The organism is Microbacterium arborescens (assembly GCF_030369635.1).
Taxonomy (GTDB): Bacteria; Actinomycetota; Actinomycetes; order Actinomycetales; family Microbacteriaceae; genus Microbacterium.
Window position 1 is genome coordinate 2809206 of record NZ_CP128474.1, and the last position, 22658, is coordinate 2831863.

General features: G+C 71.0%; 19 protein-coding genes. 10 read left to right on the forward strand and 9 right to left on the reverse strand.

Going from position 1 to position 22658, the window contains the following annotated elements; all coding sequences use genetic code 11:
* Nucleotides 1-21 precede the first annotated feature (21 nt).
* Nucleotides 22-726 carry an acyltransferase gene (locus QUC20_RS13270; protein ID WP_289330177.1) on the reverse strand — a complete coding sequence of 235 codons (705 nt, stop codon included), beginning with the start codon at nt 724-726 and terminating at the stop codon, nt 22-24.
* Complete coding sequence (locus QUC20_RS13275) at nt 719-1993, reverse strand: hypothetical protein (protein ID WP_289330178.1); 1275 nt, start codon at nt 1991-1993, stop codon at nt 719-721. Before QUC20_RS13275 ends, QUC20_RS13270 begins: the two co-directional genes overlap by 8 nt.
* Before the next feature lie 118 nt (nt 1994-2111).
* Here QUC20_RS13275 and QUC20_RS13280 point away from each other — a divergent pair, with 118 nt between their 5' ends.
* The 4 genes from QUC20_RS13280 (at nt 2112) to QUC20_RS13295 (ending at nt 5882) form a co-directional block, all read left to right on the forward strand.
* The gene (locus QUC20_RS13280) at nt 2112-2648 is read left to right on the forward strand and encodes a DapH/DapD/GlmU-related protein (protein WP_120265280.1); all 537 of its coding nucleotides are present in this window, start codon (nt 2112-2114) and stop codon (nt 2646-2648) included.
* A complete protein-coding gene (locus QUC20_RS13285; protein WP_289330179.1) occupies nt 2645-3745 on the forward strand; it encodes a glycosyltransferase in 1101 nt (366 codons plus the stop codon). The genes QUC20_RS13280 and QUC20_RS13285 overlap by 4 nt, the downstream gene beginning before the upstream one ends.
* Nucleotides 3746-3882: 137 nt before the next feature.
* Complete coding sequence (gmd, locus tag QUC20_RS13290) at nt 3883-4908, forward strand: GDP-mannose 4,6-dehydratase (protein WP_120265278.1); 1026 nt, start codon at nt 3883-3885, stop codon at nt 4906-4908.
* Nucleotides 4896-5882: a GDP-L-fucose synthase family protein gene (locus QUC20_RS13295; protein ID WP_120265277.1), complete on the forward strand. Its 987-nt coding sequence runs from the start codon at nt 4896-4898 to the stop codon at nt 5880-5882. Before gmd ends, QUC20_RS13295 begins: the two co-directional genes overlap by 13 nt.
* On the opposite strand, the gene QUC20_RS13300 is transcribed toward QUC20_RS13295, so the two are convergent.
* On the reverse strand, nt 5814-7334 hold the full coding sequence (locus QUC20_RS13300) for a hypothetical protein (RefSeq protein ID WP_289330180.1): 1521 nt from the start codon (nt 7332-7334) through the stop codon (nt 5814-5816). The genes QUC20_RS13295 and QUC20_RS13300 overlap by 69 nt on opposite strands.
* A 141-nt stretch (nt 7335-7475) precedes the next feature.
* On the opposite strand from QUC20_RS13300, the gene QUC20_RS13305 reads away from it, so the two are divergent.
* Nucleotides 7476-8939 (forward strand): tyrosine-protein kinase domain-containing protein, encoded by a 1464-nt coding sequence (locus QUC20_RS13305; RefSeq protein ID WP_289330181.1) that lies wholly within the window; start codon nt 7476-7478, stop codon nt 8937-8939.
* Here QUC20_RS13305 and QUC20_RS13310 read toward each other — a convergent pair.
* Complete coding sequence (locus tag QUC20_RS13310) at nt 8859-10880, reverse strand: glycoside hydrolase family 71 protein (RefSeq protein ID WP_289330182.1); 2022 nt, start codon at nt 10878-10880, stop codon at nt 8859-8861. The two genes, QUC20_RS13305 and QUC20_RS13310, sit on opposite strands and share 81 nt — an antisense overlap.
* 424 nt (nt 10881-11304) lie before the next feature.
* Here QUC20_RS13310 and QUC20_RS13315 point away from each other — a divergent pair, with 424 nt between their 5' ends.
* Entirely contained in the window at nt 11305-12519 is a 1215-nt protein-coding gene (locus tag QUC20_RS13315; protein ID WP_289330183.1) for an NAD(P)/FAD-dependent oxidoreductase, read from the forward strand.
* Here QUC20_RS13315 and glmM read toward each other — a convergent pair.
* Genes glmM through rplM form a run of 3 tightly spaced genes read right to left on the reverse strand, consistent with a single transcriptional unit; the run spans nt 12512 to nt 14846 of the window.
* On the reverse strand, nt 12512-13873 hold the full coding sequence (gene glmM / locus QUC20_RS13320) for a phosphoglucosamine mutase (protein ID WP_289330184.1): 1362 nt from the start codon (nt 13871-13873) through the stop codon (nt 12512-12514). The two genes, QUC20_RS13315 and glmM, sit on opposite strands and share 8 nt — an antisense overlap.
* 5 nt (nt 13874-13878) lie before the next feature.
* Nucleotides 13879-14370, reverse strand: coding sequence for a 30S ribosomal protein S9 (gene rpsI, locus QUC20_RS13325; RefSeq protein WP_120265271.1), 492 nt, complete (start codon nt 14368-14370; stop codon nt 13879-13881).
* Nucleotides 14371-14399: 29 nt separating this feature from the next.
* Nucleotides 14400-14846 (reverse strand): 50S ribosomal protein L13, encoded by a 447-nt coding sequence (gene rplM / locus QUC20_RS13330; RefSeq protein WP_120265270.1) that lies wholly within the window; start codon nt 14844-14846, stop codon nt 14400-14402.
* Nucleotides 14847-15073: 227 nt separating this feature from the next.
* Between rplM and QUC20_RS13335 the strand changes: the two genes are divergently transcribed.
* Nucleotides 15074-16771 (forward strand): sensor histidine kinase, encoded by a 1698-nt coding sequence (locus tag QUC20_RS13335; RefSeq protein ID WP_289330185.1) that lies wholly within the window; start codon nt 15074-15076, stop codon nt 16769-16771.
* Nucleotides 16772-16819: 48 nt separating this feature from the next.
* Entirely contained in the window at nt 16820-17884 is a 1065-nt protein-coding gene (locus tag QUC20_RS13340; RefSeq protein ID WP_289330186.1) for a PAS domain-containing sensor histidine kinase, read from the forward strand.
* Here the strand turns inward: QUC20_RS13340 and QUC20_RS13345 are convergent.
* Nucleotides 17876-19522, reverse strand: coding sequence for a hypothetical protein (locus QUC20_RS13345; protein ID WP_289330187.1), 1647 nt, complete (start codon nt 19520-19522; stop codon nt 17876-17878). The genes QUC20_RS13340 and QUC20_RS13345 overlap by 9 nt on opposite strands.
* Nucleotides 19523-19547: 25 nt before the next feature.
* Nucleotides 19548-20360 (reverse strand): CPBP family intramembrane glutamic endopeptidase, encoded by an 813-nt coding sequence (locus tag QUC20_RS13350; RefSeq protein ID WP_289330188.1) that lies wholly within the window; start codon nt 20358-20360, stop codon nt 19548-19550.
* Between the two features lie 54 nt (nt 20361-20414).
* On the opposite strand from QUC20_RS13350, the gene QUC20_RS13355 reads away from it, so the two are divergent.
* Together QUC20_RS13355 and QUC20_RS13360 are read left to right on the forward strand one after the other, a co-directional pair.
* On the forward strand, nt 20415-21020 hold the full coding sequence (locus tag QUC20_RS13355; protein WP_120265265.1) for an arsenate reductase/protein-tyrosine-phosphatase family protein: 606 nt from the start codon (nt 20415-20417) through the stop codon (nt 21018-21020).
* 96 nt (nt 21021-21116) lie between these two features.
* Nucleotides 21117-22655 carry a tyrosine-protein kinase domain-containing protein gene (locus tag QUC20_RS13360; RefSeq protein WP_120265264.1) on the forward strand — a complete coding sequence of 513 codons (1539 nt, stop codon included), beginning with the start codon at nt 21117-21119 and terminating at the stop codon, nt 22653-22655.
* Nucleotides 22656-22658: the final 3 nt, after the last annotated feature.

The window sequence follows — 22658 nt, forward strand, 5'->3', positions numbered from 1 at the left end:
GTTCTCATCGCACACCCGCTCTCATCGCGTGGACACGATCTCGTCCGTCGCCGGAATCCAGAGGTCGTGGGTCGAGGTCTCGCGTCGGTCGAACCAGGCGCCCGAGACGGTGCCGCGCAGGGTGGCGGGCACCCCCGCCCACAGACCCGCGTCGGGCACCCCGCGGGCACGGGTCAGGACCGATCCCGCCCCGAGCACCGATCGGGGCGGCAGCACCGCACCGCCCAGGATGAGCACGCGCGTGCCCACGAACGACCGCTCGCCGATGACGACCGGGAAGGCGGCCTGCGCGTTCCGCTGGAGATCCACACTGTGCGACATCACACGGCTCTGGTGTCCCGCCAGCGATGCGAATGCCCCCAGCGTCAGCGAGCCCGAGCAGTCGAGCTGGTGGCGGCTGGTGATCTTCGCGTGGTCGCCGAGAATCAGCCGTCCCCCCTCCGGCAGGTGCCGGAGGAAGAGGGGATGCGACGAGATGAGGTTCCAGCGCCCCAGCATGGCGTCGCGTCCGAGCCGGATCTCGCGCATGTTCTTCACCACGTTCGCCGAACCGAACGTGGCACCCGGGTCGAGCTCGAACGACGCGACGCGCCACACGATGCTCGCCCGTGCGCGGGCCGTGGTGTGGATGCGGTGGCCGGCTCGGCGCAGGAGCGCATTCTTCAGGCGACTCGCGGGCAGCAGCCACAGTGCCAGCCTCAGCAGGTCGCGGACCTTGTCAGGCATCGATCTCCTCCCGGATGACAGCGGATCTGTTCGATCGGATGGTGCGTGAGGCGGCGACCGCTTCGACGGCGCCGCGCGTGAGGAGTCCCACCACGACGGCCCCGAGAGCGCCCGGCGCGGCCCACAGGATCGCGCCGAGCGCGACGAGGGGGACAACCACGACCGTGCTGATGAGAGTCGCCTGCGCGCCGATACGCAGCCGCCCCAGCGAGGGCAGCAGCGCCTTGGCGACCAGCGACTCGAAGAAGTTGACCGCGACGAACAGCGCCATCAGGACGATCGCCAGCGGCATGACGTCGATCTCGCCGTTGCCCAGCCAGTCCAGTGCCGCGCCGCCGGCCATCGCGACCGCGGTGCCGATCACGAGCGACATCCCGCTGCCGACGAGCAGGGCGCTTCGAGCCCGTGATGCGCTCTCGGCATCGTCACGACGGGGCACCCAGCCCTGGGCGACCGTGATGACCGGCTGCAGGGCGACACCGACCTGTCGCTGGAACTTGTCGACGAGGGCGAAGACCGGCTGCGCGGCCGGCGCGACGACCGAGACGACCACGAGCGGGAGGGCGATGTAGATCGCTGATCCGAGAGCCGACCCCATGCCGTGACGCTGATCGGCCAGGACGCGCAGCAGCCGACCCGGCGGCGGCGCCGATGCGCGGTGGCGTCGCGAGGAGACCAGGATCCACACGGTCGAGCAGGCGAATGCCGCGACCATGCCGCCCAGCATGCCGGTCAGCCCCACGGCGGCTCCGCCGCCGCCGAGCATGAGCGCGATGCCGACCCCGGTGCCGACCACGCGCGGCAGGGTCTCGGCCAGCAACAGCGAGAACGGCGCCCCGCGTCCGACGAAGTACCAGTTCGCCGAGACGCCGGCAGCGGCCGCTGTCACCGCCCCGAGGGCGGCCAGGCCCGGCGACTGTGGGGCGATCGCGGCCGCGGCGAGACTGCTCGTGAGCGCGATCGGCGCGAAGAGCGCGAGCCGTGCGCGGACCGACTCGATGTACGCCGTGCGGCGTGAGGACTCGTCGGCGACGGCGATGCGCGCCGGGCCGGAGACGCCCCAGCCGAACCCGATCGCAGCGGCGGCGATGGCGCCTACGGCTTGTCCGAGCGCGATCGCCCCCCAGCCTCGATCGCCCTCCGCCGCGACCATCACCGGAATGGCCGCCAGCGATGCAATCGCCAGCAGCCCGATGGACAGGGCGAAACCCGACATCCTGCCGAGCCCGCCCGAGAGGCGGCGCAGTCGCCGCCGTACGTCGGACATTCCCCCATACCCCCGAATCCGGGCCGCGTCCCCACGCCTGCCCGTACGGAGGACGGTACCGCATCGGCGCGGCATCTGTCTCCAGCCGATCCCGCGGCCGTGTGTACGATGAGGCGCCATGGGGGAACGGCGACGGCTCGCTGGGTTCAGCGGCAGGGGATACGACAAGGGCCGCGGGCCCGTCTGGCAAGCGGCGTGGCAGCTCGCCTCGGCGATCGGGGTGATGCCGTGGTTCGTCCCGGTCCGCGTCCGGGTCGCGGTGCTTCGTGCGTTCGGGGCCCGCATCGGAAACGGTGTGAATCTGCGCGCCGGGGTCCGCGTCCACTGGCCCTGGAAGCTCACGATCGGCGATGACACCTGGATCGGCGAGCGCGCCTGGATCTTGAATCTCGAGCCGGTTTCGATCGGCAGCGATGTCTGCATCTCGCAGGGCGCGCTGCTGTGCACCGGGAGCCACGATCATCGATCACCCACCTTCGAGTTCGACAATGCGCCGATCGTCGTCGAAGACGGCGCGTGGGTGGCCGCCCGCGCCACGGTGCTGCGCGGCGTCCGCATCGGAGCGGACGCCGTGATCGGAGCCACGGCGCTCGTCGTCCGCGACGTGCCCGCCGGCGCGACCGTGCTCGCCCCGGCCGCGGTCGTGCGGTCGTGAGGGTCCTCGCCGTCGTCACCCTGGTGAGCCCGCACGGCGAGTACGGCGGGCCCCTCCGGGTGGCGCTGAATCAGCTCGCAGCATTGCGGGATCTCGGGCACGACGTGGTGCTCGCGGGCGCGGCGCGGGGATACGACGTCATCCCCACCGACATCGACGGCATCCCGGCCCGACTCTTCCCGGCACGTACGCTCATCCCGGGCATCGGGTTCGCGGGCGTCGGATCGCCCGCACTGCTGCGTGCGCTCCGCCGGCACGTCGACGAATTCGACGTCGTGCACGTGCATGCCGCGCGCGACCTCGTCACTCTGCCCGCCGCCCGGATCGCGCGCTCGCGCGGGGTCGCCACCGTCCTCCAGACCCACGGGATGATCGACGAGTCGACGAATCCGCTCGCAATCCCCCTCGACGCGGTGCTGACGCGCCCGGCACTGGCAGGGGCACGCATCGTGACCTACCTGACCGAGCGCGAACGCGCCTCGCTCGAGACCATCGGCCGGGGCCGTGCGCAGCTGGTCGAGCTTCCCAACGGGGTTCCGACGGCACCCGCAGCCGCCCCGCTCGGGCCCGAGCTGCTGTACCTCGCCCGGCTCGCACCCCGGAAACGGCCGGTGCAGTTCGTCGAGGCCGCGGCGCGACTGGCGAACGAGTTCCCCGAGGCCCGCTTCCGCCTCGTCGGCCCCGACGAAGGCGAGGGCGACGCCGTCCGCGCGGCCATCGAGGCGTCGGGCCACCCCGAGCGCATCCGCTGGGAGGGTGCGTTGGAGCCCGCACGCACGGGAGAGCGGATGCGGCGAGCCAGCGGCTACGTGCTCCCGGCAGTCGACGAGCCCTACCCGATGTCGGTGCTCGAAGCCATGTCCGCGGGTCTGCCCGTGGTCGTCACGGACTCCTGCGGACTGGCCCCGGCTGTGCGTGACGCCGGGGCGGGATTCGTCACCGACGGTGGACTCGAACCCCTCGTCACGGCGATGCGGCGACTGCTCGCCGACCCGGCGGATGCACGCCTGCGCGGCGAACGCGGCCGCGACCTGACACGCGAGCGGTTCACGATGCCCGCGATCGCCGAGAGGCTGGTCGAGCTGTACGCGCGGTGACCCGCGCTTGTGGTGGACAGCTCGACATCCCTATACTCGCAACACCGTCGATTTGGGGATCGGCACGCGCCGAGCGGAGGGGTCCGCTCGGGTCGCGCGACGGGGCTGCAGCGCCGAGGCTTTGGGGGAGAACGCTCATGAAGCGTGCATTCATCACCGGCATCACGGGCCAGGACGGGTCCTATCTCGCCGAGCTCCTGCTCGCGAAGGGCTACGAGGTCCACGGCCTGGTGCGGCGGGCGTCGACGTTCAACACGTCGCGCATCGACCACCTGTACGTCGACCCGCACGAGGTGGGGGCACGCCTCTTCCTGCACTACGGCGATCTCAGCGACGGCGTCCGCATGACGACGCTGCTCGCGCAGATCCAGCCGGACGAGGTCTACAACCTCGGTGCGCAGTCGCACGTGCGCGTGTCGTTCGACGAGCCCGAGCACACCGCTGACACCACCGGAACCGGCTCGGTGCGGCTCCTGGATGCCGTGCGCATGTCAGGGGTCCGGGCCCGCTTCTACCAGGCGTCCTCCTCCGAGCTGTACGGCGCCACGCCTCCGCCGCAGAGCGAGACCACGCCGTTCTACCCGCGCTCGCCGTATGCCGCCGCGAAGCTCTACAGCTACTGGATCACGAAGAACTACCGCGAGGCCTACGACATGTTCGCGGTCAACGGCATCCTCTTCAACCACGAGTCGCCCCGCCGAGGCGAGACGTTCGTGACCCGCAAGATCACGCGCGCCGTGGCAGCGATCAAGCTCGGCGTTCAGGACCACGTGTACCTCGGCAACATCGACGCCGTCCGCGACTGGGGCTACGCCGCCGAGTACGTCGAGGGGATGTGGCGGATGCTGCAGGCCGACGAGCCGGAGGACTTCGTGCTCGCGACCGGCATCGGTATCACCGTTCGCGACTTCCTCGAAGCGGCCTTCGCCCACGCGGGTCTCGATTGGCGGCGCCATGTCCGCTTCGACGAGCGCTACCTGCGTCCGACCGAGGTCGACGCGCTGATCGGAGACCCGAGCAAGGCCGAGGAGAAGCTCGGCTGGAAGGCCACGGTCGGCCCGCTGGAGCTCGCACGCATCATGGTGGACGCCGACATCCGCGCCCTCGAGTTCGCGGGTCGCCCGTGGATCGATACGGTCGCCCTCTCGGGATGGGCCGCGTGAGCGACGGGCTCGCATTCGACCCGACCCGGCTCGATCGGCACGCGACGTTCTTCGTCGCGGGTCATCGAGGCCTGGCCGGCAGCGCGGTGGTCCGTCGACTCGAAGCCGAGGGCTTCGACCGCCTCCTCACCCGCACCTCAGCCGAACTGGATCTCACCGAACGCGGGGACGTCTTCCGATTCTTCCGCGCGCACCGCCCGCGCTACGTCGTGCTGGCCGCGGCGAAGGTGGGCGGCATCCTCGCGAACAGCACCTATCCGGCCGACTTCCTGAGCATCAACATCCGGATCCAGTCCAACGTGATGGATGCCGCGGCCGAAGTGGGAGTCGAGCGGCTGGTCTTCCTCGGATCGTCGTGCATCTACCCGAAGTTCGCGCCGCAGCCACTGCGCGAGGACAGTCTTCTCACCGGCCATCTCGAGCCGACGAACGACGCCTATGCCATCGCGAAGATCGCCGGAATCCTGAACGTCCAAGCCGTGCGGCGACAGCACGGTCTCCCTTGGATCTCCGTCATGCCGACGAACCTGTACGGACCGAACGACAACTTCTCGCCGCTCGGATCCCACGTACTGCCCGCGCTCATCCGTCGCTACGATGAGGCCGCCGCGCTCGGCAGCGCGGTGGTCACCAACTGGGGGTCGGGCACGCCGCGTCGGGAGTTCATGCACGCCGACGACCTGGCCTCGGCGATCGTGCACCTCATGGAGCATTACGACGGGGCCTCTCACGTGAACATCGGCACCGGTCAGGACACGACGATCCGCGAGGTCGCCGAGCAGATCGCGACGATCACGGGCTACCGCGGAGAGACGCGCTGGGACACGACCAAGCCCGACGGCACTCCGCAGAAGCTCCTCGACATCTCACTGCTGCGCTCGACGGGCTGGACGCCGAGCATCGGGCTACGCGGCGGGCTGGCCCGGACCATCGCCTGGTACCGGCGCAGCCACGCCGAGCTCCGCGCCGCCTGATCCTGCGCGGCTCGGTCCGAGCGGCGCCTCCTCCCCGTCGCCGGGTGAATGCACCCGCCCGGCGACGAGGAGGAGGCAGACGATCATCACGGTCGTCGCACCGGTTGCCTGGAGCAGCGAGCCGCGCATCAGGATCGTCATGTATACCGGCAGGACCGCCCCGGCGATCGCCCAGACGCCGCCGGAAGCGAATGCCGTCACGATCCTGACGTCCATCACCCGCAGCACGATGCCCAGTCCGACGAAGACGATGACGACGGCGACGATGCCGCCGTTGACCATGGCCTCCGCCCACACCGGCGCCGAGAGGTTGTCGAAGCTGTATCCCCGGTACTCGGCGAGCACGATGCCGGTGTCGGTGGGCTTGTCGGGCCAGATCGACCGCGGCACCCAGAACAGGATGCTGCCGAGGAACTGTCGAGCCGGCTCCACGAGGCCGTCGAGCCAGTAGGCGAGCGAGTTCGCCACCTGCCAGAACGCGTCGTAATCGGGGTTCGCCAGATACTCGCCGAAGAAGCTGGTCCGGTTGACCCGCACCTCATCGGTGCGGAAGGCGTCGGCGATCGGGAAGAGGAACAGGAACGCCACGATCGCGGCGAGCATCGTGAGGCGGGCTCGGAGGCGGGTGGAGGCCGCGCCGGCGAAGATCGCCAGCGCGACGGCGACGGTTCCGAAGGTGTACCGCGCGCTCGCGACCGGGTTCACGATCAGGAGCAGGACGACCGAGGCGGCGAGAGCCGCGACCGTGTACGCGATGCGTGCGGCCCGTGAGACCGCGACTCGTCGCAGCTGCGCCAGCGCACCGGTCGCGATGAGCAGCGGGTAGACCGACGCCGCGTACATGACGGCACGCACGGCAGGGTCGGGCCAGCGCGCCTCGCGAGCCGCGAAAGCCGCCTCGCGGCTGCCGAGGGCTGCGGCGGGGCCGAGCTGCGCGACGAAGAACACGCTGATACCGAGCCCGACCACCGCGAGTCCGACGGTCCGTGCCGCGCTGACCGGTCGGGGCGCCTGCCCCGCATGCGGCGGACGCGCATGTTGCCGCAGCATCCATGCGGCACGCGCGACCTCGTAACAGGCGATGCCGAGGGCGACGATCCCTGCCGTCGGCAGATCGAAGGCCGGATCGATGCCGGGGGTCGTTGTCGAGACCGCGTCGGCGCGGATCTGCGCGGTCGGCGCCAGCCCCATGAAGATGTATGCGAACACCCAGAAGAAGAAGTCGAACAGGTGGGGGCGGCCCGACACCCACGACAGCGAGAGCCGGATGCCGCCGTAGATCATGATCAGCAGCGTGACGACCCACGCCTCGCTTCGTCCCCGGTCGGGGATGTCGGACACCAGAGCGAGCGGCATCACGACGCTCAGCACGCCGATCGACAGCGCGACGAGTGCGATGCGCGCGCCGCCGCGCAACGACGTCTCGCCGATCGTTCCGGTCTGCTTCCCCACGAGCCTCCCCCTCGCATATCATGTCAGACGGGGGTCCGCGTGTTCGCACGCGGCATATTGGGGCCGCGTCGCTTTGTCGACGCGCGAATGGGGGACGCTATGGAGTCCAGCCGTGTTCTACGGGTGATCCGATATCACTGGATGACGGTGATCGTGCTGGTGGCGCTGGGCGCCGCGGCCGGGCTGGCATACGCCTGGACGGTGCCGCGGGAGTACACGGCACGGGCCGACGTGTTCGTCGCTGTGACCGGCAGCTCGACGACGGGCGAGCTCGCGCAGGGCAGCAACTTCTCCCAGCAGCAGGCGCGCAATCTCAGCACCGTCGCGACGCGCGAGATCGTCCTCGCGCCGGTCATCGACGAGCTCGGGTTGTCCGACTCGACGGCCAAGCTGCGCTCGCGTGTGTCGACCTCGGTGCCGCTGAACACCTCGATGATCTCGATCTCAGCGGTGGATCCGTCTCCGCGGGAGGCCGCTCGCATCGCGAACCTCGTCGCGGCCAAGCTCGCCGAGGTCGTGCCCACGCTCTCGCCCCAGGTCGACGGCACCTCGCCGGTCCGGCTGCGCGTCGTCGAAAACGCTGTGCCGCCGAATTCGCCCTCCGCGCCGCATACGCCCATGCTCGTGATCCTCGGCGCACTGGGCGGACTCGTCGCTGCGGCTGCCGTCATCCTGTTGCGGTTGATGTTCGGCTCGCGAGTCCGCACCGTGGAGCAGGCCGAGGAGGCCGCCGGGGCTGCCGTCATCGGCACCGTGAGCACCGACCGCACCGCGGATCGGGCGCCGCTCGCCCTGCTGACCGCGCCGCATTCTCTGCGATCGGAGGACTATCGCCGCCTCCGGGGCAATCTCCGTTTCGTTCAGGCCTCTCAGGACCACCGGGTGTTCGTCTTCACGTCCTCGGTCCCCAGCGAAGGGAAGAGCACGACCGCTGCCAACGCCGCCGTCGCTCTCGCCGCCACCGGCGCTTCGGTGTGTCTCGTGGAGGCGGACCTGCGTCGCCCGAGTCTCAGCCGAATCCTGGACCTTCCCCCCGATCTCGGATTCACCAGCGTCATCGCACGCGAGGCGACGCTCGACGACGCTCTCGTCGCGTGGGGGCCGGAACGGCTGCATGTTCTGCTGGCCGGACCGGTGCCACCCAACCCGTCGGAACTGCTCGAGTCCGAGCGTGCACTCGAGCTGCTCGAGAGCTTGCGCGCCGCGCACGACATCGTGATCATTGATGCGCCCCCGATTCACCCGGTCGCCGACGCAGCCGTCCTGGCCCGTGTCTTCGGCGGCGCCGTGCTGGTCGTCGGCGCCGGTCGCGCCCGCGAGCGCGACGTCCGGCGGGCGACCGCGCGGCTGGCCTCGGTGGGCGCGACGATCCATGGTGTCGTGCTCAATCTGGCACGACCCACGCGCGCGGACCGCCGCAGCTACTCGACGTACTCGGTGGTGCCCGAGAGCGGCCGACGCGGCCGGGGACGCAGCAGCGGCGCCCCGGACGCCGCGGCGCCCGGGGCGCGGCGTCCCGGAGCGTCAGCCGACGCTGCTGACCCCGTAGTAGCTGAGGTCCTGCACCTCCGGAGTCCCGACGACGCGGTAGGGCGACGTCAATGACACCACGCGCTGTCCCGAGCGCTCGATGGTCGCAGACACCGTACCCTCGCGGAGCGGCACCGTGTACACCGACCGCCCGGCGGGGGCTTCGAAGCGCGTGGCCACGCCACCCACGCTGACGGTGAGCGTGGCCGGAGCGGTCAGGTAGACGACCGCCTCGACCTCGTCCGTCGGGCTGCTCGATGTGCCGCCGAGCGTCGGAGACGCCAGCAGGTGGCCGAGGGCCGGCCGGGCACCGACGAACTGGGTGCGGTGCACGAGGAACGCCTGATCCTGGGTCACCCGGGGCTGCGCACCGCTGTGGAACCAGTCGAGGTACGGCCGGCTGATGTCGAGGAACGTGTCACCGTGGTCGGCGGACGGCGCGAACTGCGTGCTCTCGCTGTAGTCGTTCCACGTGACCAGCTGCACGTACTGCGCCCCCGATTCGATCGCACGCCGCCACGACGCCCGGAGGTTGTCGGTGTTGCCCGACTCGGCGAACACGCCGGCGCGCGGACGGTAGTCCTGCACGGAGACCGGGGCCATCCACGTCTTGCCCAGAGCAGCGGCGCGAGCGGCGTAGTCGGGCCCGTTCGAGGTGTGCCATTCGCTGCGCACGCCCCAGTTGCCGTAGCCGTCTGCGATGTCACGGAACGCAGACATGTTCGCGTCGGAGGCATTGAGGAACACGGCCTGGAAAGTGATCGGCACACCGTGCACACGCTGCAGACGTTGGATGATGCGCGACCACCAGTCGACGCTCTGCTTCTCGGCCGCGAACGACGACAGGAGCATCCGGTCACCGACCCGGAACGCCGCCGCCGAGCGGTAGAGCTCCGCCAGGCGGTCCGCCACGGTCTCGGGGTCGACGCCGGCCACCGATGCCGAGGCATCGATCATCGGCACCGCAGCGAATCGGCCCTGGCGCTCAGCCGCGGTGAAGAGGTTCTTCGCGGCGTCCCAGTTGGTGCCGCTGACGCTCATGATGTTGACGGTGAAGCCATCGATCCCCGCGCTCTGCGCCTGTGACACCTCGCGTCGCAGATTGTCGACGCGCCACGTCGACGAGCCCGACGGCGCGACCGCGAGCGGACGGTCGCGCAGCAGCCCGCCGTACTCGGCGTGCTTGCCGTTCTCACCCTCGGGGTCCAGATAGTTGCGTGCGTAGTAGTCGCTGTCGGCCGGACGATTGTCGATGGAGATCGGGTAGGGCGGGAAATAGTGCGCGAACACCATGCGGGACGTGTCGACCGTCGGCGGCGTGCTCGGTTCTGGAGCGGGAGTGGGCTCCGGCGCGGAGGGCGGCTCCGGGGAAGGGGTGCCCGCGGGCTCGGGGGTGTAGGTCAGCTTCAGCGAGGGCGCCTTGTCACCGGTGCGGTGGAACAGCGTCGAGACGCTCTTCTGCCGGTACGCCACCCTCAGCGACAGCTCGCCGTCGCGCACGTCCTGCACCACGTCGCCGAGCGACATCGTCAGCGTCGCCCCCGTGCGTGCGGTCCGGCTGGATCGGATGAGCCGGTCGCCGCCTTCGGAGGGGCGGTTCGCGTAGGTCAGCGTCTTCCCCGACCAGGCGCCGCCCTCGACGAAGACGTCGACGCCGGCCGTCGTCGCGTTCGTGTACCGCACGGTCAGCGACAGCGACGCCGTCACAGGTCGGGTGGTGTCGACGTCTTCCGGCAGGGTGAAGCGGGCATAGGCCCGGTCTTGGGTGGACGTGGCGCTCAGCGCTTGGTTCCGCAGGACGGTCCGCGGCGAGCGGGACGACACGGTGGCGAGGTCGCTCGCCGACAGCGTCACGGTCACTGGTTGGGGCGTCGCCGCCTGTGGGGCGACCTCGTCTGCGGCCTGGGCCGTGGCCGCAGCGCCGAGCACGAGCGCGGCCGTGGACAGGGTCGCGAGAAGGCCTCGCGTCCAACGTCGTCGGCGCGAGTTCCGGGGATCTTGATTGTCGGGTTTCATGTCTTCCTCGTGGGTAACAATCATCTCGACGGGCACATACCGCCCGCCGAGTCCCTCCCCCAGCAATCCCCACGAGTGTGCCACGAAGCCCCGATCCCGCCAAATGCCCGTGGCCGGAACCGAACCGCAAGGCGCCACGAAGACAACCGCAACGTTGACTCAACGTTGCCCGAAGCCGTCGCCTTCGCCGCCGTCACGCAATACTGTGAATCTCGTTCCGAGACCGAGCGGGCCGACATCCGATGAGGCTCGTTGCTCGGGTCCGACTGCCGCCCGGGGAAGTGGCGGGACGGGCTGGTTCACTGCCCGGACGCGATTGGGGAAGAGCGTCCGGGCAGTGGATTCTCGGGCGGAGCATCTTACGCGCCCGTCGCTTCGAGGGCACGGCGTGGGATCGCCCACCGCCGGCCTCTAGCGTGGCGGCATGCAGAGCTACGACTACCTCATCGTCGGTGGCGGGATGGTCGCGGATGCGGCGGCCCGCGGCATCCGCGAGATCGACGACAACGCAACGATCGGCATCCTCAGTGCGGACGTCGACGAGCCCTATACACGCCCGGCGCTGTCGAAGAAGCTGTGGACCGACCCCGACTTCACGTGGGACCAGGTTCCGCTCGGCACGTCGGAGGACACCCGCGCCGACATCCGCCTGAAGACCGTCGTCACCGAGATCGACCGCGACGGACGGACGGTGCTGGTCGGCGACGGCGAACGCGTCGGCTATCGCCGGCTGCTCCTCGCGACGGGCTCACGCCCGCACGAGGTCGACGCGCCCGACAGCGACCGGGTGCTGTTCTTCCGCTCCGCGGAGGACTATCGCCGACTGCGCGAGCTCGCGACCGAGGCCCGCCGGATCGTGGTCGTCGGCGGCGGCTACATCGGCGCCGAGCTGGCCGCGGGGCTCGTGCAGAACGACGTAGAGGTCGACCTGGTCTTCCCGAGCCGGACGCTCGGCGACGGCACATTCCCGCCGCAGCTCGCCGACCGCTACGAGGGCTTGTTCCGTGACGCCGGCGTGCGTCTCATCGCCGGTCGCCGAGTCGACGAGGTGGTGGCGGGCGAGTCCGACGCGGACGGACCGGATGCTGTGCTCGACGTCGTGCTCGATGACGGGTCGCGGCTGCGCGGTGACGCCGTCGTGCTCGGGCTCGGGGTCTCGCCCGTGACAGACCTCGCCGAACAGGCCGGACTCACCGTCGACGACGGTGTCGTGGTCGATGAGTCCCTCGCCACCTCCGACGACGCGATCTGGGCCGCCGGCGACATCGCCTCCTACCCCGACCGTCTGCTGGGACGCACCCGGGTGGAGCACGTGGACAACGCCCAGGAGATGGGCCGTGCGGCCGGACGGTCGATGGCCGGCAGCGGCGAGGCGTACCGGCACACCCCGTACTTCTACTCGCAGGTGTTCGGCGTGCGGTGGGAGGCCGTCGGGACGCTCGATCCCGACCTCGACACGCTCGTCGTCGAGGTCGGTGACGACGAAGCGGGCGCCCGCACGGTCGTGTACTACCGTGACGAGTCGGGCGCGCCGGTCGGCGTGCTGCTGTGGAACGTCGCCGACGCCACGGATGCCGCGCGCCTCGTCCTCGCCGAAGCGCCGACGGACGAGGCGGAGCTGCGGGGACGGATCAGCTGAGGGAGAGTCGGTCGGCCACGACACCGGCGAGCTCGTCGGCGATCGTCCGGGCCTCATCCTCCGTCGTCGCCTCGACCATGACCCGCACGAGCGGCTCGGTGCCCGACGCGCGCAGCAGCACGCGGCCGGAGTCGCCGAGGCGCGCGGACGCGGCGGCGACGGCATCCTGGACACCCGCGTCGCTCGCGACCCGGTCGCGGTCGACGCCGCGAACGTTGACGAGCACCTGCGGATACACCGTCATGACGGATGCGAGCTCGGCAGCGGTCTTGCGCTGGCGCGCCATCTCGGCGGCGAGGTGGAGCCCCGTCAGCAGGCCGTCGCCGGTCGTCGCGTAGCGGCTCATGATGACATGCCCGCTCTGCTCGCCGCCGAGCCCGAAACGGCCCTGATTCATCCGCTCGAGCACGTAGCGATCGCCGACGGCGGTCTGCTCGACGGCGATGCCGTGCTCGGCCATCGCCCGGTGCAGTCCGAGGTTGCTCATCACGGTCGCGACGAGGGTGTTGAAGGGCAGGCGTCCGCGTTCCTTCATCGCCACCGCGAGGATGGCCATGATCTGGTCGCCGTCGATCACGCGACCGTCGGCGTCGACGGCGAGGCAGCGGTCGGCGTCGCCGTCGTGGGCGATGCCGATGTCGGCGCCGGTGCGGATGACCTCCGCCGCAACCCGGTCGAGATGGGTCGAGCCGACGCCGTCGTTGATGTTGAGGCCGTCGGGGTCGGCACCGATCACGGTGACCTTCGCACCGGCGTCTCGGAACGTCTGCGGAGACACCCCCGACGCGGCGCCGTGCGCGCAGTCGATGACGACGTGGATGCCGTCGAGCGTGTGGGGCAGCGAGCCGAGAAGGTGGACGACGTAGCGGTCCTCGGCGTCGGCGAACACGCGGATGCGGCCGACGGCGGCACCGGTCGGCTGGAGCTTGGGACCGGTGAGGGCCTCTTCGATACGGCGCTCGACCTCGTCGGGGAGCTTGACGCCGCCGCGCGCGAAGATCTTGATGCCGTTGTCGGGAGCAGGGTTGTGGGACGCCGAGACCATGACGCCGAAGTCGGCGTCGATGTCGCCGACGAGGAACGCCGCAGCAGGGGTGGGCAGAACGCCCGCGTCGAGCACGTCGACCCCGGAGGAGGCGAGCCCAGCGGCCACGGCGGCGGAGAGGAACTCGCCCGAAACGCGGGGGTCACGCGCCACGACAGCGGTCAGCCGCTTGCCGGCGGACTTGCGCGCCTCGGCGATACGGCCCTGGCCCAGGACGACGGCAGTCGCCTGGGCCAGGGTGAGTGCGAGTTCGGCGGTGAGGGGGCCGTTGGCCAGCCCCCGAACACCGTCCGTACCGAACAGCGCCACGGAGCTTAACGCTTCGAGTACTGAGGAGCCTTGCGGGCCTTCTTGAGACCGGCCTTCTTGCGCTCCTTCACGCGAGCGTCGCGCGAGAGGAAGCCGGCCTTCTTCAGGGTCGGGCGGTTGTTCTCAGCGTCGATCTCGTTGAGCGCACGGGCGATGCCGAGACGCAGCGCGCCGGCCTGACCCGAAGGGCCACCGCCCGAGATGCGCGCGATGACGTCGTACGAGCCGGCGAGCTCGAGCACCGTGAACGGGTCGTTGATGAGCTGCTGGTGCAGCTTGTTCGGGAAGTAGTCCTCGAGCGTGCGCCCGTTGACCGTGACCGTGCCCGAACCGGGGATGAGGCGCACGCGGGCGATGGCCTGCTTGCGGCGACCCACGGCGGCACCGGGGACCGAGAGGACCGGACGCGGAGCGGAAGCGGCAGCGGCCTCCGCGGCGGGCGTCTCGGTCGAGTAGTTCTGGGGGGTCTCCTCGAGGGAGTCAGCGATCTTCGCCATCAGTGGTTCCTTGAGTGTTTTCGCGGCGCTTACTGGGCGACCTGGTCGAAGGTGTAGGTGGTGGGCTGCTGCGCAGCGTGCGGGTGCTCGGCACCGGCGTAGACCTTGAGCTTCGAGAGCTGCTGGCGGCCCAGGCTGTTCTTCGGGAGCATGCCGCGAATGGCCTTCTCGACGGCGCGGACGGGGTTCTTCTCGAGCAGCTCCTCGTAGGAGACCGACTTGAGACCGCCCGGGTAGCCCGAGTGGCGGTAGGCCATCTTCTTCTGGAGCTTCTGACCGGTCAGGGCCACCTTCTCGGCGTTGACGACGATGACGAAGTCACCGGTGTCGACGTGAGGAGCGAACGAAGCCTTGTGCTTGCCGCGGAGGAGGACGGCGGCGTGCGAGGCGAGGCGGCCGAGAACGACGTCGGTTGCGTCGATGACCAGCCACTCGCGCTGGATCTCGCCAGCCTTGGGGGTGAAAGTGCGCGTCACAGTAGTGCTGCTTTCTTGAATCGAACGGAGGAGTTCGTGAATCCCGCTCCGGGGTGGTTCGTCCGACGGGGACGAACACGCCAGTGGAGGGCTCACGTTCGTGGCGACACGCCTGCATGGCATGCGCACCAAAGAGACAGCGTACGCTATCGGTCGACGTTATCAAAGCCGCGCCTGTCCCCCCGGGCCGTCCTCGATCTCTCATGCACCCCGATCGGAGACCCCGGATGCCCCTGTTCGAATTGCAGCGTGCGCGCGTCGGGCGCATCCGGGTGTTAACGCGCGCGCAGCTGCCGTTCGTCGTCGGCACGCTCGTCGTGATCTGCGCCCTCGCCGTCGGGGCGCCGTCCTCGCTGTCGTCGCCGTTCGTCGGTGCGGCCGTGATCCTCGTCATCGCCACCACGATGGCCGGCGCGCTCGTCCCGTGGGAACGGTTCTCGCCGTCATGGCTGATCGTGCTGGCGTTCTCTGACATCGTCGCCGTCGCGCTGCTGCGGACCGAGGTCGTCTGGCTGCTGCCCGGCGTGAGCATGCTCGCGATCTTCCCGATCCTGTGGATCGCGTACGGGTTCCCGCCGGTCGCCTTCGTCGCGGCGGTGGGCGGCGCGGCGTTCATGACCTCCCTGCCCTTCGTCGTGCGCGGCACCTTGCCGGTCACGGCGCTCGAGTGGGTCAACGTCTTCACTCTCCCGGTACTCATCCTCGCCGTCGCCGTCGTCGTCAACATCGCGGCGCAGCATCTGCGCCGGAGCAGCCGTCGTCTCCGCTCATCGCACGAGGAGCGGGCGCGCGCGCTCACGCAAGCCCACGACAACGAGCTGGTGCTGCGCACCGTGCTCGACACGGTGCGCAGCGGCGTGGCGCTGTACGACGACGCGGGTCGCCTGGTCCTGGCCAACCGGACCGCCGAGGACCTCTCGGTCGCGTCGGGCTTCTCCTTGGACGAACCCCCCTACGCGGGCGACGCGGTGCTGGCCGCCGACCGCGCCACGCCCGTCCCCCGTCACGAGCAGCTGATCCCCCGGGCCCTGCGGGGCGAGAGGGTGAGCGAGGCCATCGAGTGGGTCGGGCCGCCGATGGCGCAGCGCGCGATCCTCGCCGACTCCGACCGCGTGCGCCGCGCCGACGGCACCCTGCTGGGCACGCTCGTCGTCGCCCACGACGTCACGGAGATGGCCGACGCCGCGCAGATCCGGCACGACTTCCTGCGGACCGTGTCGCACGAGCTGCGCACGCCGCTGACGAGCGTCACCGGATACCTCGATCTGCTGACGGAGCGAGTGGGGTCGGACGATCCGGCCGCGATGCGCTACCTCTCGCTCGTCGAGCGCAACGTCCTCGTGCTGACGGACCGCATCAACGAGCTGCTCGCCGCCGCCTCGACCGACACCGAGGTGTCACCGCGGCCCGTGACCCTCAGCGATCTGATCGCCTCGGCGGTGCGCGCCGTCACGCCGCAGGCCGAGCGCCGCGGCAGCTCGATCCAGCAGATCGGCGCGACGGACGAACGCGTCGTCCTCGACCCCGTGCGCATCCGCCAGTCGCTCGAGGAGCTGCTGGTCAACGCCCTGAAGTTCAGCCCACCCGCGTCGGCCGTCGTGATCGGTCAGCGCGTGGACGACTCGGGCATCCACATCGTCGTCAGCGACAGCGGCCCGGGCCTGACTTCTCTCGAGCGGACCCGCGTCTTCGACCCGTTCTACCGCACGACGTACGCCCGCGAGCACGCGATCCAGGGCTTCGGCATCGGGCTCTCGGTGGTCCGCAACGCGGTCGTGGCTCACGGCGGGCGTGTCCGGGTGGGAGCGTCTGCGTCCGGCGGCACCGCGATGGCCATCGTGCTGCCCACCACGTCACCACGCGAGCGGCCCCTCAGCGCGCCCGTGTCAAGTGCAGGCGCGACATTCACCGCGACAGGAGAATGATCCCGACGCTGAGACTCCCGACAACTCGGCCCGTTCGAGGTGACGACGATGATGAGCGCTCCCCCCTACGACCACGCCCCCGCGGCGAGGGCGCCCCTCGCGGGCGCCTCGACCGACTGGGCAGCGCAAGTGACCTCGGTCGCGATCGTCGAGCTCGACGACGCCGGCGTGGTGCGGTCGTGGAACCCCGGGGCCGAGCGGCTCAAGCGGTACGCCGCGCCTGACGTCATCGGCACGCCGTTCTCGCGGTTCTACCGGCCCGAGGACCGGGAGCGCGGCCGGCCGGAGCGACTGCTCGCCGCCGCTCGCGCCGAGGGGTCGGTCGAGGACACCGGCTGGCGCGTGCGCGGGGACGGCTCGCTCTTCTGGGCGCACGTGCTCATCACGGCCGTCCGCGACGACGACAACGCGCCCGCGGGCTTCGTGAAGATCGTGCGCGACCTCAGCGAGGCCAAGCGCATCGACGACGAGAAGGACGGCTTCCTCCGCGCCTTCGCCCACGACCTCCTCTCTCCGATCACGGCGTTGCGGGGATACGTCGATCTGCTCGAGGACGAGATCCCCGCGGCTCAGGCCGGACTGCTGCAGCACGTGTCGCGCGTGACCGACCACATCATCGCGATGGCGGGAGAGCTGTCGGCGCACGTGCGGGGCGGCCACGGCGACGAGAGCGAGGAGACCGATCTGCTCACCCTCGCCCGCGAGGCGGCCGAGCTCGTCCTGCCGGGCGACGTCAACGAGCGGGTGGCGGTGCGGGGCGCGGGCCGCGCGCACGTGTCGACCGATCGCGCGCTGCTGCGCCGGGCTCTGGCGAACATCATCGACAACGCCGCGAAGTACAGCGAGGACGCGATCGTCGTCTCGGTGTCGGAGGAACCGGATGCCGCTGTCGTCTCCGTCGCCGACAGCGGACGCGGCATCGATCCGGCCGACCTCGCGTCGATCTTCGAGCCGTACCACCGCGGACGACTCTCCGACCCCGGTGACGGCGGCACGGGCGTGGGTCTCGCGAGCGTCCGCGACATCGCGCGGCGGCTGGGCGGCGAGGCGTTCATCGAGAGCACTCGCGGGGTCGGCACGACGGTCACCCTGCGCCTGCCGCCCTCACACTGACGGCAGCGGGAAGACCGATTCCAGGACGACGTCGTCGCCGTCCTGGAACACTCGACGTCCGCGGGTCCCGAGGCCGCGGCCGGGATGCGGCACGAGTCGTCCGGGCGACGAGACTCGCAGGAGAAGCGCCCCCGAGCCCGTGACGCGCGCGACCACGTGCGCCCGGCGCGCCCCGGAGTGTTTGACGGCGTTGACGAGCGCGTCGGTGACGAGGGAGACGACACGGTCGGCGGTCTCCGGGTCGGCCAGCCGGTGCCGGACGGCGTCGTCGATGTGCTGCGTGACCGCGACGGCGGGCGCCCACGCCTCGATCAGACGATCGAGCGACTCGCTCGCAGGCATCCGCTCGGAGACCCCCTTGTCGAGGATGTCGTCGAACGCCGCCTCGGTTCGGCCCCGGAAGTCCGCCACCTCATCCGGTGTGGGGGCCCGCTCGTCGACGCGGGCCCCGAAGACCACGCATGCACCCTGCGCGCGCCCATGGAGCACGTCGATCGCCCGGCGGGCGGAGGCCCCCTCGTCGACCTCGGCCGCCTCGCGGGCGACCTCCGCGAGGCCCGCGGCCGCGCGGCGCTCGTCGGCACCGGCCCGGGAAAGGGCGTCGCGACAGAGAGCGACCAGGACCGCGACGACGGGGACGGCGAGCACGGGAACCAGCCCGAGCACACCGATGTGCGGCAGGAAGAGATAGGTGACCATGCTCATCGCGACGCCGGCGGCGGTCCAGCTCGCCAGGAAGGCGACGGGTCGCGGCGGGCGCGCCCACCGGCGCACAACGGCACCGGCGACGAGATCGACGAGGATGCCGCCGCCCAGACCGGCGAGGCCGACCCCCGCTCCACCCGCCGCGATGGCGTACGGCATGCAGGCCACGGCATACAGCGGCGCGACGCTGAGCCAGGGCGGGGCGATCAGACGGAGCGACAGGCGCGGGCTCGGCTCGTGAGGCAGCGGCTCGTGCGGCAGCGGAGCGTCGGAGGCTCCGGCGTCGGGACGTCGCCGCATCCGATCCACACGGTGACTGAGTGCGCGAACCTCCTCGGAGAACGCGCGGACGGCCTCGAAGTCGACCGGGCCGCCGAGCATGTGTTCGCGAGCGCGACGCAGTTCCGCGATACCGGTGACCAGGGCCGCCCGCGACTCCGATGCGATTCGCTGTCGCTGCGCCTCGGCGCTCGCGACCCGCGCGAGCGCCGCGCGCAGCCGTTCGGCGGCGGCACGCGACGCGGCGTGACGTGACGTGATGACGGCCACGATCGACAGCAGCGCGACGGCGGTCACGAGGTTGGTCGCGATGCGCGAGGGCATCGGTCCGCTGGGAACGATGCCGAACAGTGCCGAGCTGATCGCGTCGTTGACGAAGGAGCGCATCGTCGCCACCGCGACGAGGCCGACGAGCACCAGCGCGCCGCGGGCGGTCCGTGACGGCAGTCGTCGTTCCGCGACGGCCACGGGCACGAGCAGCGCCGCGAGGACCGCCCACCCGAGGACGGCGACCGTCGCGCCGCGCAGGTAGGCCTCGATGCCCACCCCGCCGATCGAGGGCACCGAGAAGATCCCGGCGACCAGCAGCGACACAGCGGCGCTCCAGCGGGTGTAGAAGCCGCCGCCGGAGACCGCGTTCCACCAGGTCGTCATGCGGACTCCGTGCCGAGGCGAGGACTCAGGCCGCGAAGGTTCCGACGAGGGCGAGGCCGACCCCCGAGAGGTTGTAGACGACGTGCGTGACGACGCCGGTCCAGATGCGCCCGGTCAGGAGCACGAGCCCGGCGCACACCGCCCCCACGAGCGCGATCGAGAGCACGCCGTCGACGCCCAGGTCGCCGCCGATGAGGTGACTCACCAGGAAGACCGCCGTCGAGACGAGCAGGGCGGCGACACCCGCGGTCGCCGGCCCCGCGGCGCGGCGCAGGAGCGTGTAGACGGCGACGAGCACGACCCCGCGGAAGAAGAACTCCTCCAGGACGGGCGCGACGACACCGGCAGCGGCGGCATCCGTCAGCCACCAGCTCGCCGGAAGCCCGCCGTCGACGAGCAGGAGGCCGGGGAACCGGGCCTGCCCGTCGACCCCCTGCTGGATGAGCCCCTGGGCGAGCCGGAGAACGACGCCGAATCCGAGACCGATGAGGAGGTCGGAGGCACGGAACCGGAGGAGCCCCGCCGGCCGCGAGACGCGAAGCGCCAGGACGACGGGAATCAGCATCCCGAGCCAGAGCGCCGCCGTCGCGGCGATGCCGGACCAGGCAGCGGCGGGCTGGAGCCACAGCACGAGATACCCCAGCAGGATGCCGCCGCCGAGGCTCACGAGCGACCAGGCGAGCATCATCTCGCGCCAGCGGCGCACGCTGGATCCGCCCTGGCGCCAGTCGACGCGACGGCGACGTGGGCGCCGCGACCGCGACGAGGCGTACTCCGCCGACGGGTCGACGGCGGGATCGGCGACGGACGCGACCGGCTCGCTAGGGTGGGTGTGCACGCGCCCACGTTACCGGCGGCCCGCCGACCGCCGCTGCCCCGATGCGGAGGTCACATGATCGAGATCGCGACGATCTGCACGGGCAACATCTGCCGCTCCCCTCTCGCCGCACTGCTGCTGCAGACGCGGCTCGCCGGGAGGGATGTCCGGGTCGCCAGCGCGGGGACGCGCGGCCTGGCCGATCACGCGATGACTCCCGAGGCGCAGCAGCTGGCGCTGGACCGCGGCGTGGCCGCGTCGGATGCCGCCGCCCACCGGGCGCGCTTCCTCACCGAACAGCACCTGAGCTCGGCGGACCTCGTCCTGGCCATGGCACGCGAGCACCGGCGCGCGGTGGCCGAGCTGGTCCCCTCGCGCACCCGCGTCGCCTTCACGGTGCGCGAGTTCGGACGCCTGGCGTCGTCGCTTCCGGATCGTGCGCTGCGCGACGCCGTCGATGCGGCCGCCGACCAGGACGCGGCCGGCCGGCTGCGCGCGGCGGTCGCGGCGGTCGCGGGGCAGCGGGGGCTCGTGCTCCCGCCGGCCGACCCCGCCGACGACGACGTCGTCGACCCGTACCGGCGCTCGTGGTCCACGTACGAGTTGTCGGCGGCGCAGCTCGATCCCGCCATCGACCAGGTCGTGCGCGTCGTCGGGCTCGCGACGGCGACGGCGGCCTGATCCGGCACGCGCGATCCGACCCCGGCCCGAAACATGGCTGTGGCAGACTGATCCGAGTTTCCGCCGATGCCCTCGTGGCGCGCACCGAAGGGCAGCATGGAGCTCTCCGACTACATCCGCATCCTCCGCAAGAACTGGATCGTGATCCTCGTGGTCACCCTCGTGGGTGTGGGTGCGGCCGCCGCCTACTCGCTGACGCGCACGCCCACCTACGAGTCGTCCAGCACGGTCTTCGTGTCGACGCAGACCTCCGGCAGCGTCGCCGAGCTCCAGCAGGGCTCGACGTTCGCGCAGGCGCGGATCAACACCTACGTCGGGCTCGTCTCGACGCCCATCGTGATGAATCCCGTGATCGCGGAGCTCGGCCTCGAGACCACGGCGGGCCAGCTCGCTGAGAAGGTCAACGCGAGCGCGGCGCTGAACACGACGCTCATCACGATCACCGTGGTCGACACCGACCCGGTTGCGGCGGCGGACATCGCCAACGCCCTCGCGGCGAGCCTGTCGGCGGCGGTCCCGGCGATCGAGCCCGCGAGCGATTCGGGCGCGAGCCCGATCCAGCTCTCACGCGTCCGCGACGCCCAGCCGGCGCTGAGCCCGTCGAGCCCGAACGTCCCGCTCAACCTCGCGCTCGGACTTCTCGTCGGCCTCGCGCTCGGAATCGGCATCGCGGTGCTGCGCACCGTCCTCGACACCCGCATCCGCAGCTCGCGCGATGTCGAGCAGGTCACCGACTCTCCCCTGATCGGGGCGATCGCTTTCGACCCGAAGGCGAAGGACCGGCCCCTCATCGTGCACGCCGACCCGTTGAGCCCGCGTGCGGAGTCGTTCCGAGCGCTGCGGACGAACCTCCAGTTCCTCGACATGGGTGGTCGCTCGAGCTTCGTGGTGACGAGCTCGGTGCCCAGCGAGGGCAAGTCGACCACGACGATCAACCTCGCCATCGCCCTCGCCGACGCCGGCAAGAAGGTCGCCCTGCTCGACACCGATCTGCGAAAGCCCAAGGTCGACGAGTACCTCGGTCTCGAAGGCGGGGCGGGGCTCACCGACGTCCTCATCGGACGCGCGCGTCTGGGAGATGTCATGCTGCCGTGGGGAGGCCGGAGCCTCTACGTGCTGCCGTCGGGCAAGATCCCGCCGAACCCGAGCGAGCTGCTCGCCTCACCGCAGATGCGCCAGCTGCTCGAGGTGCTGGAACGCGACTTCGACGTCGTGCTCTGCGACGCCCCGCCGCTTCTGCCGGTGACCGACGCCGCGATCCTCGCCCGCGCCACCAGCGGCGCGATCGTCGGTGTGGCCGCGGGCCGGACGACCCGCCACCAGCTCACCGGCGCGATCGACGCCCTGCAGACCGTCGATGCCAAGGTCGCGGGTGTGGTCCTCACGATGGTGCCCACGCGCGGACCCGACGCGTACTACGGCGGGTATGGCTACGGCTACGGCTACACCCAGCAGGAGACCGCGGCGCGCGAGGCGCGGCGCGCACAGCCCGCCGCGCGCGCCAAGCAGCCGCGCGGCCGCCGTGGCCGCAGCACCGGTACGAGCGAGACGGCCGCCCCGCCGACCCTCGACGAGCTGGGGTTCCGCACGCGCTCCTCCGACGACTCGCGGCGCTCCGATCCGTCTGAGAGCTGACGG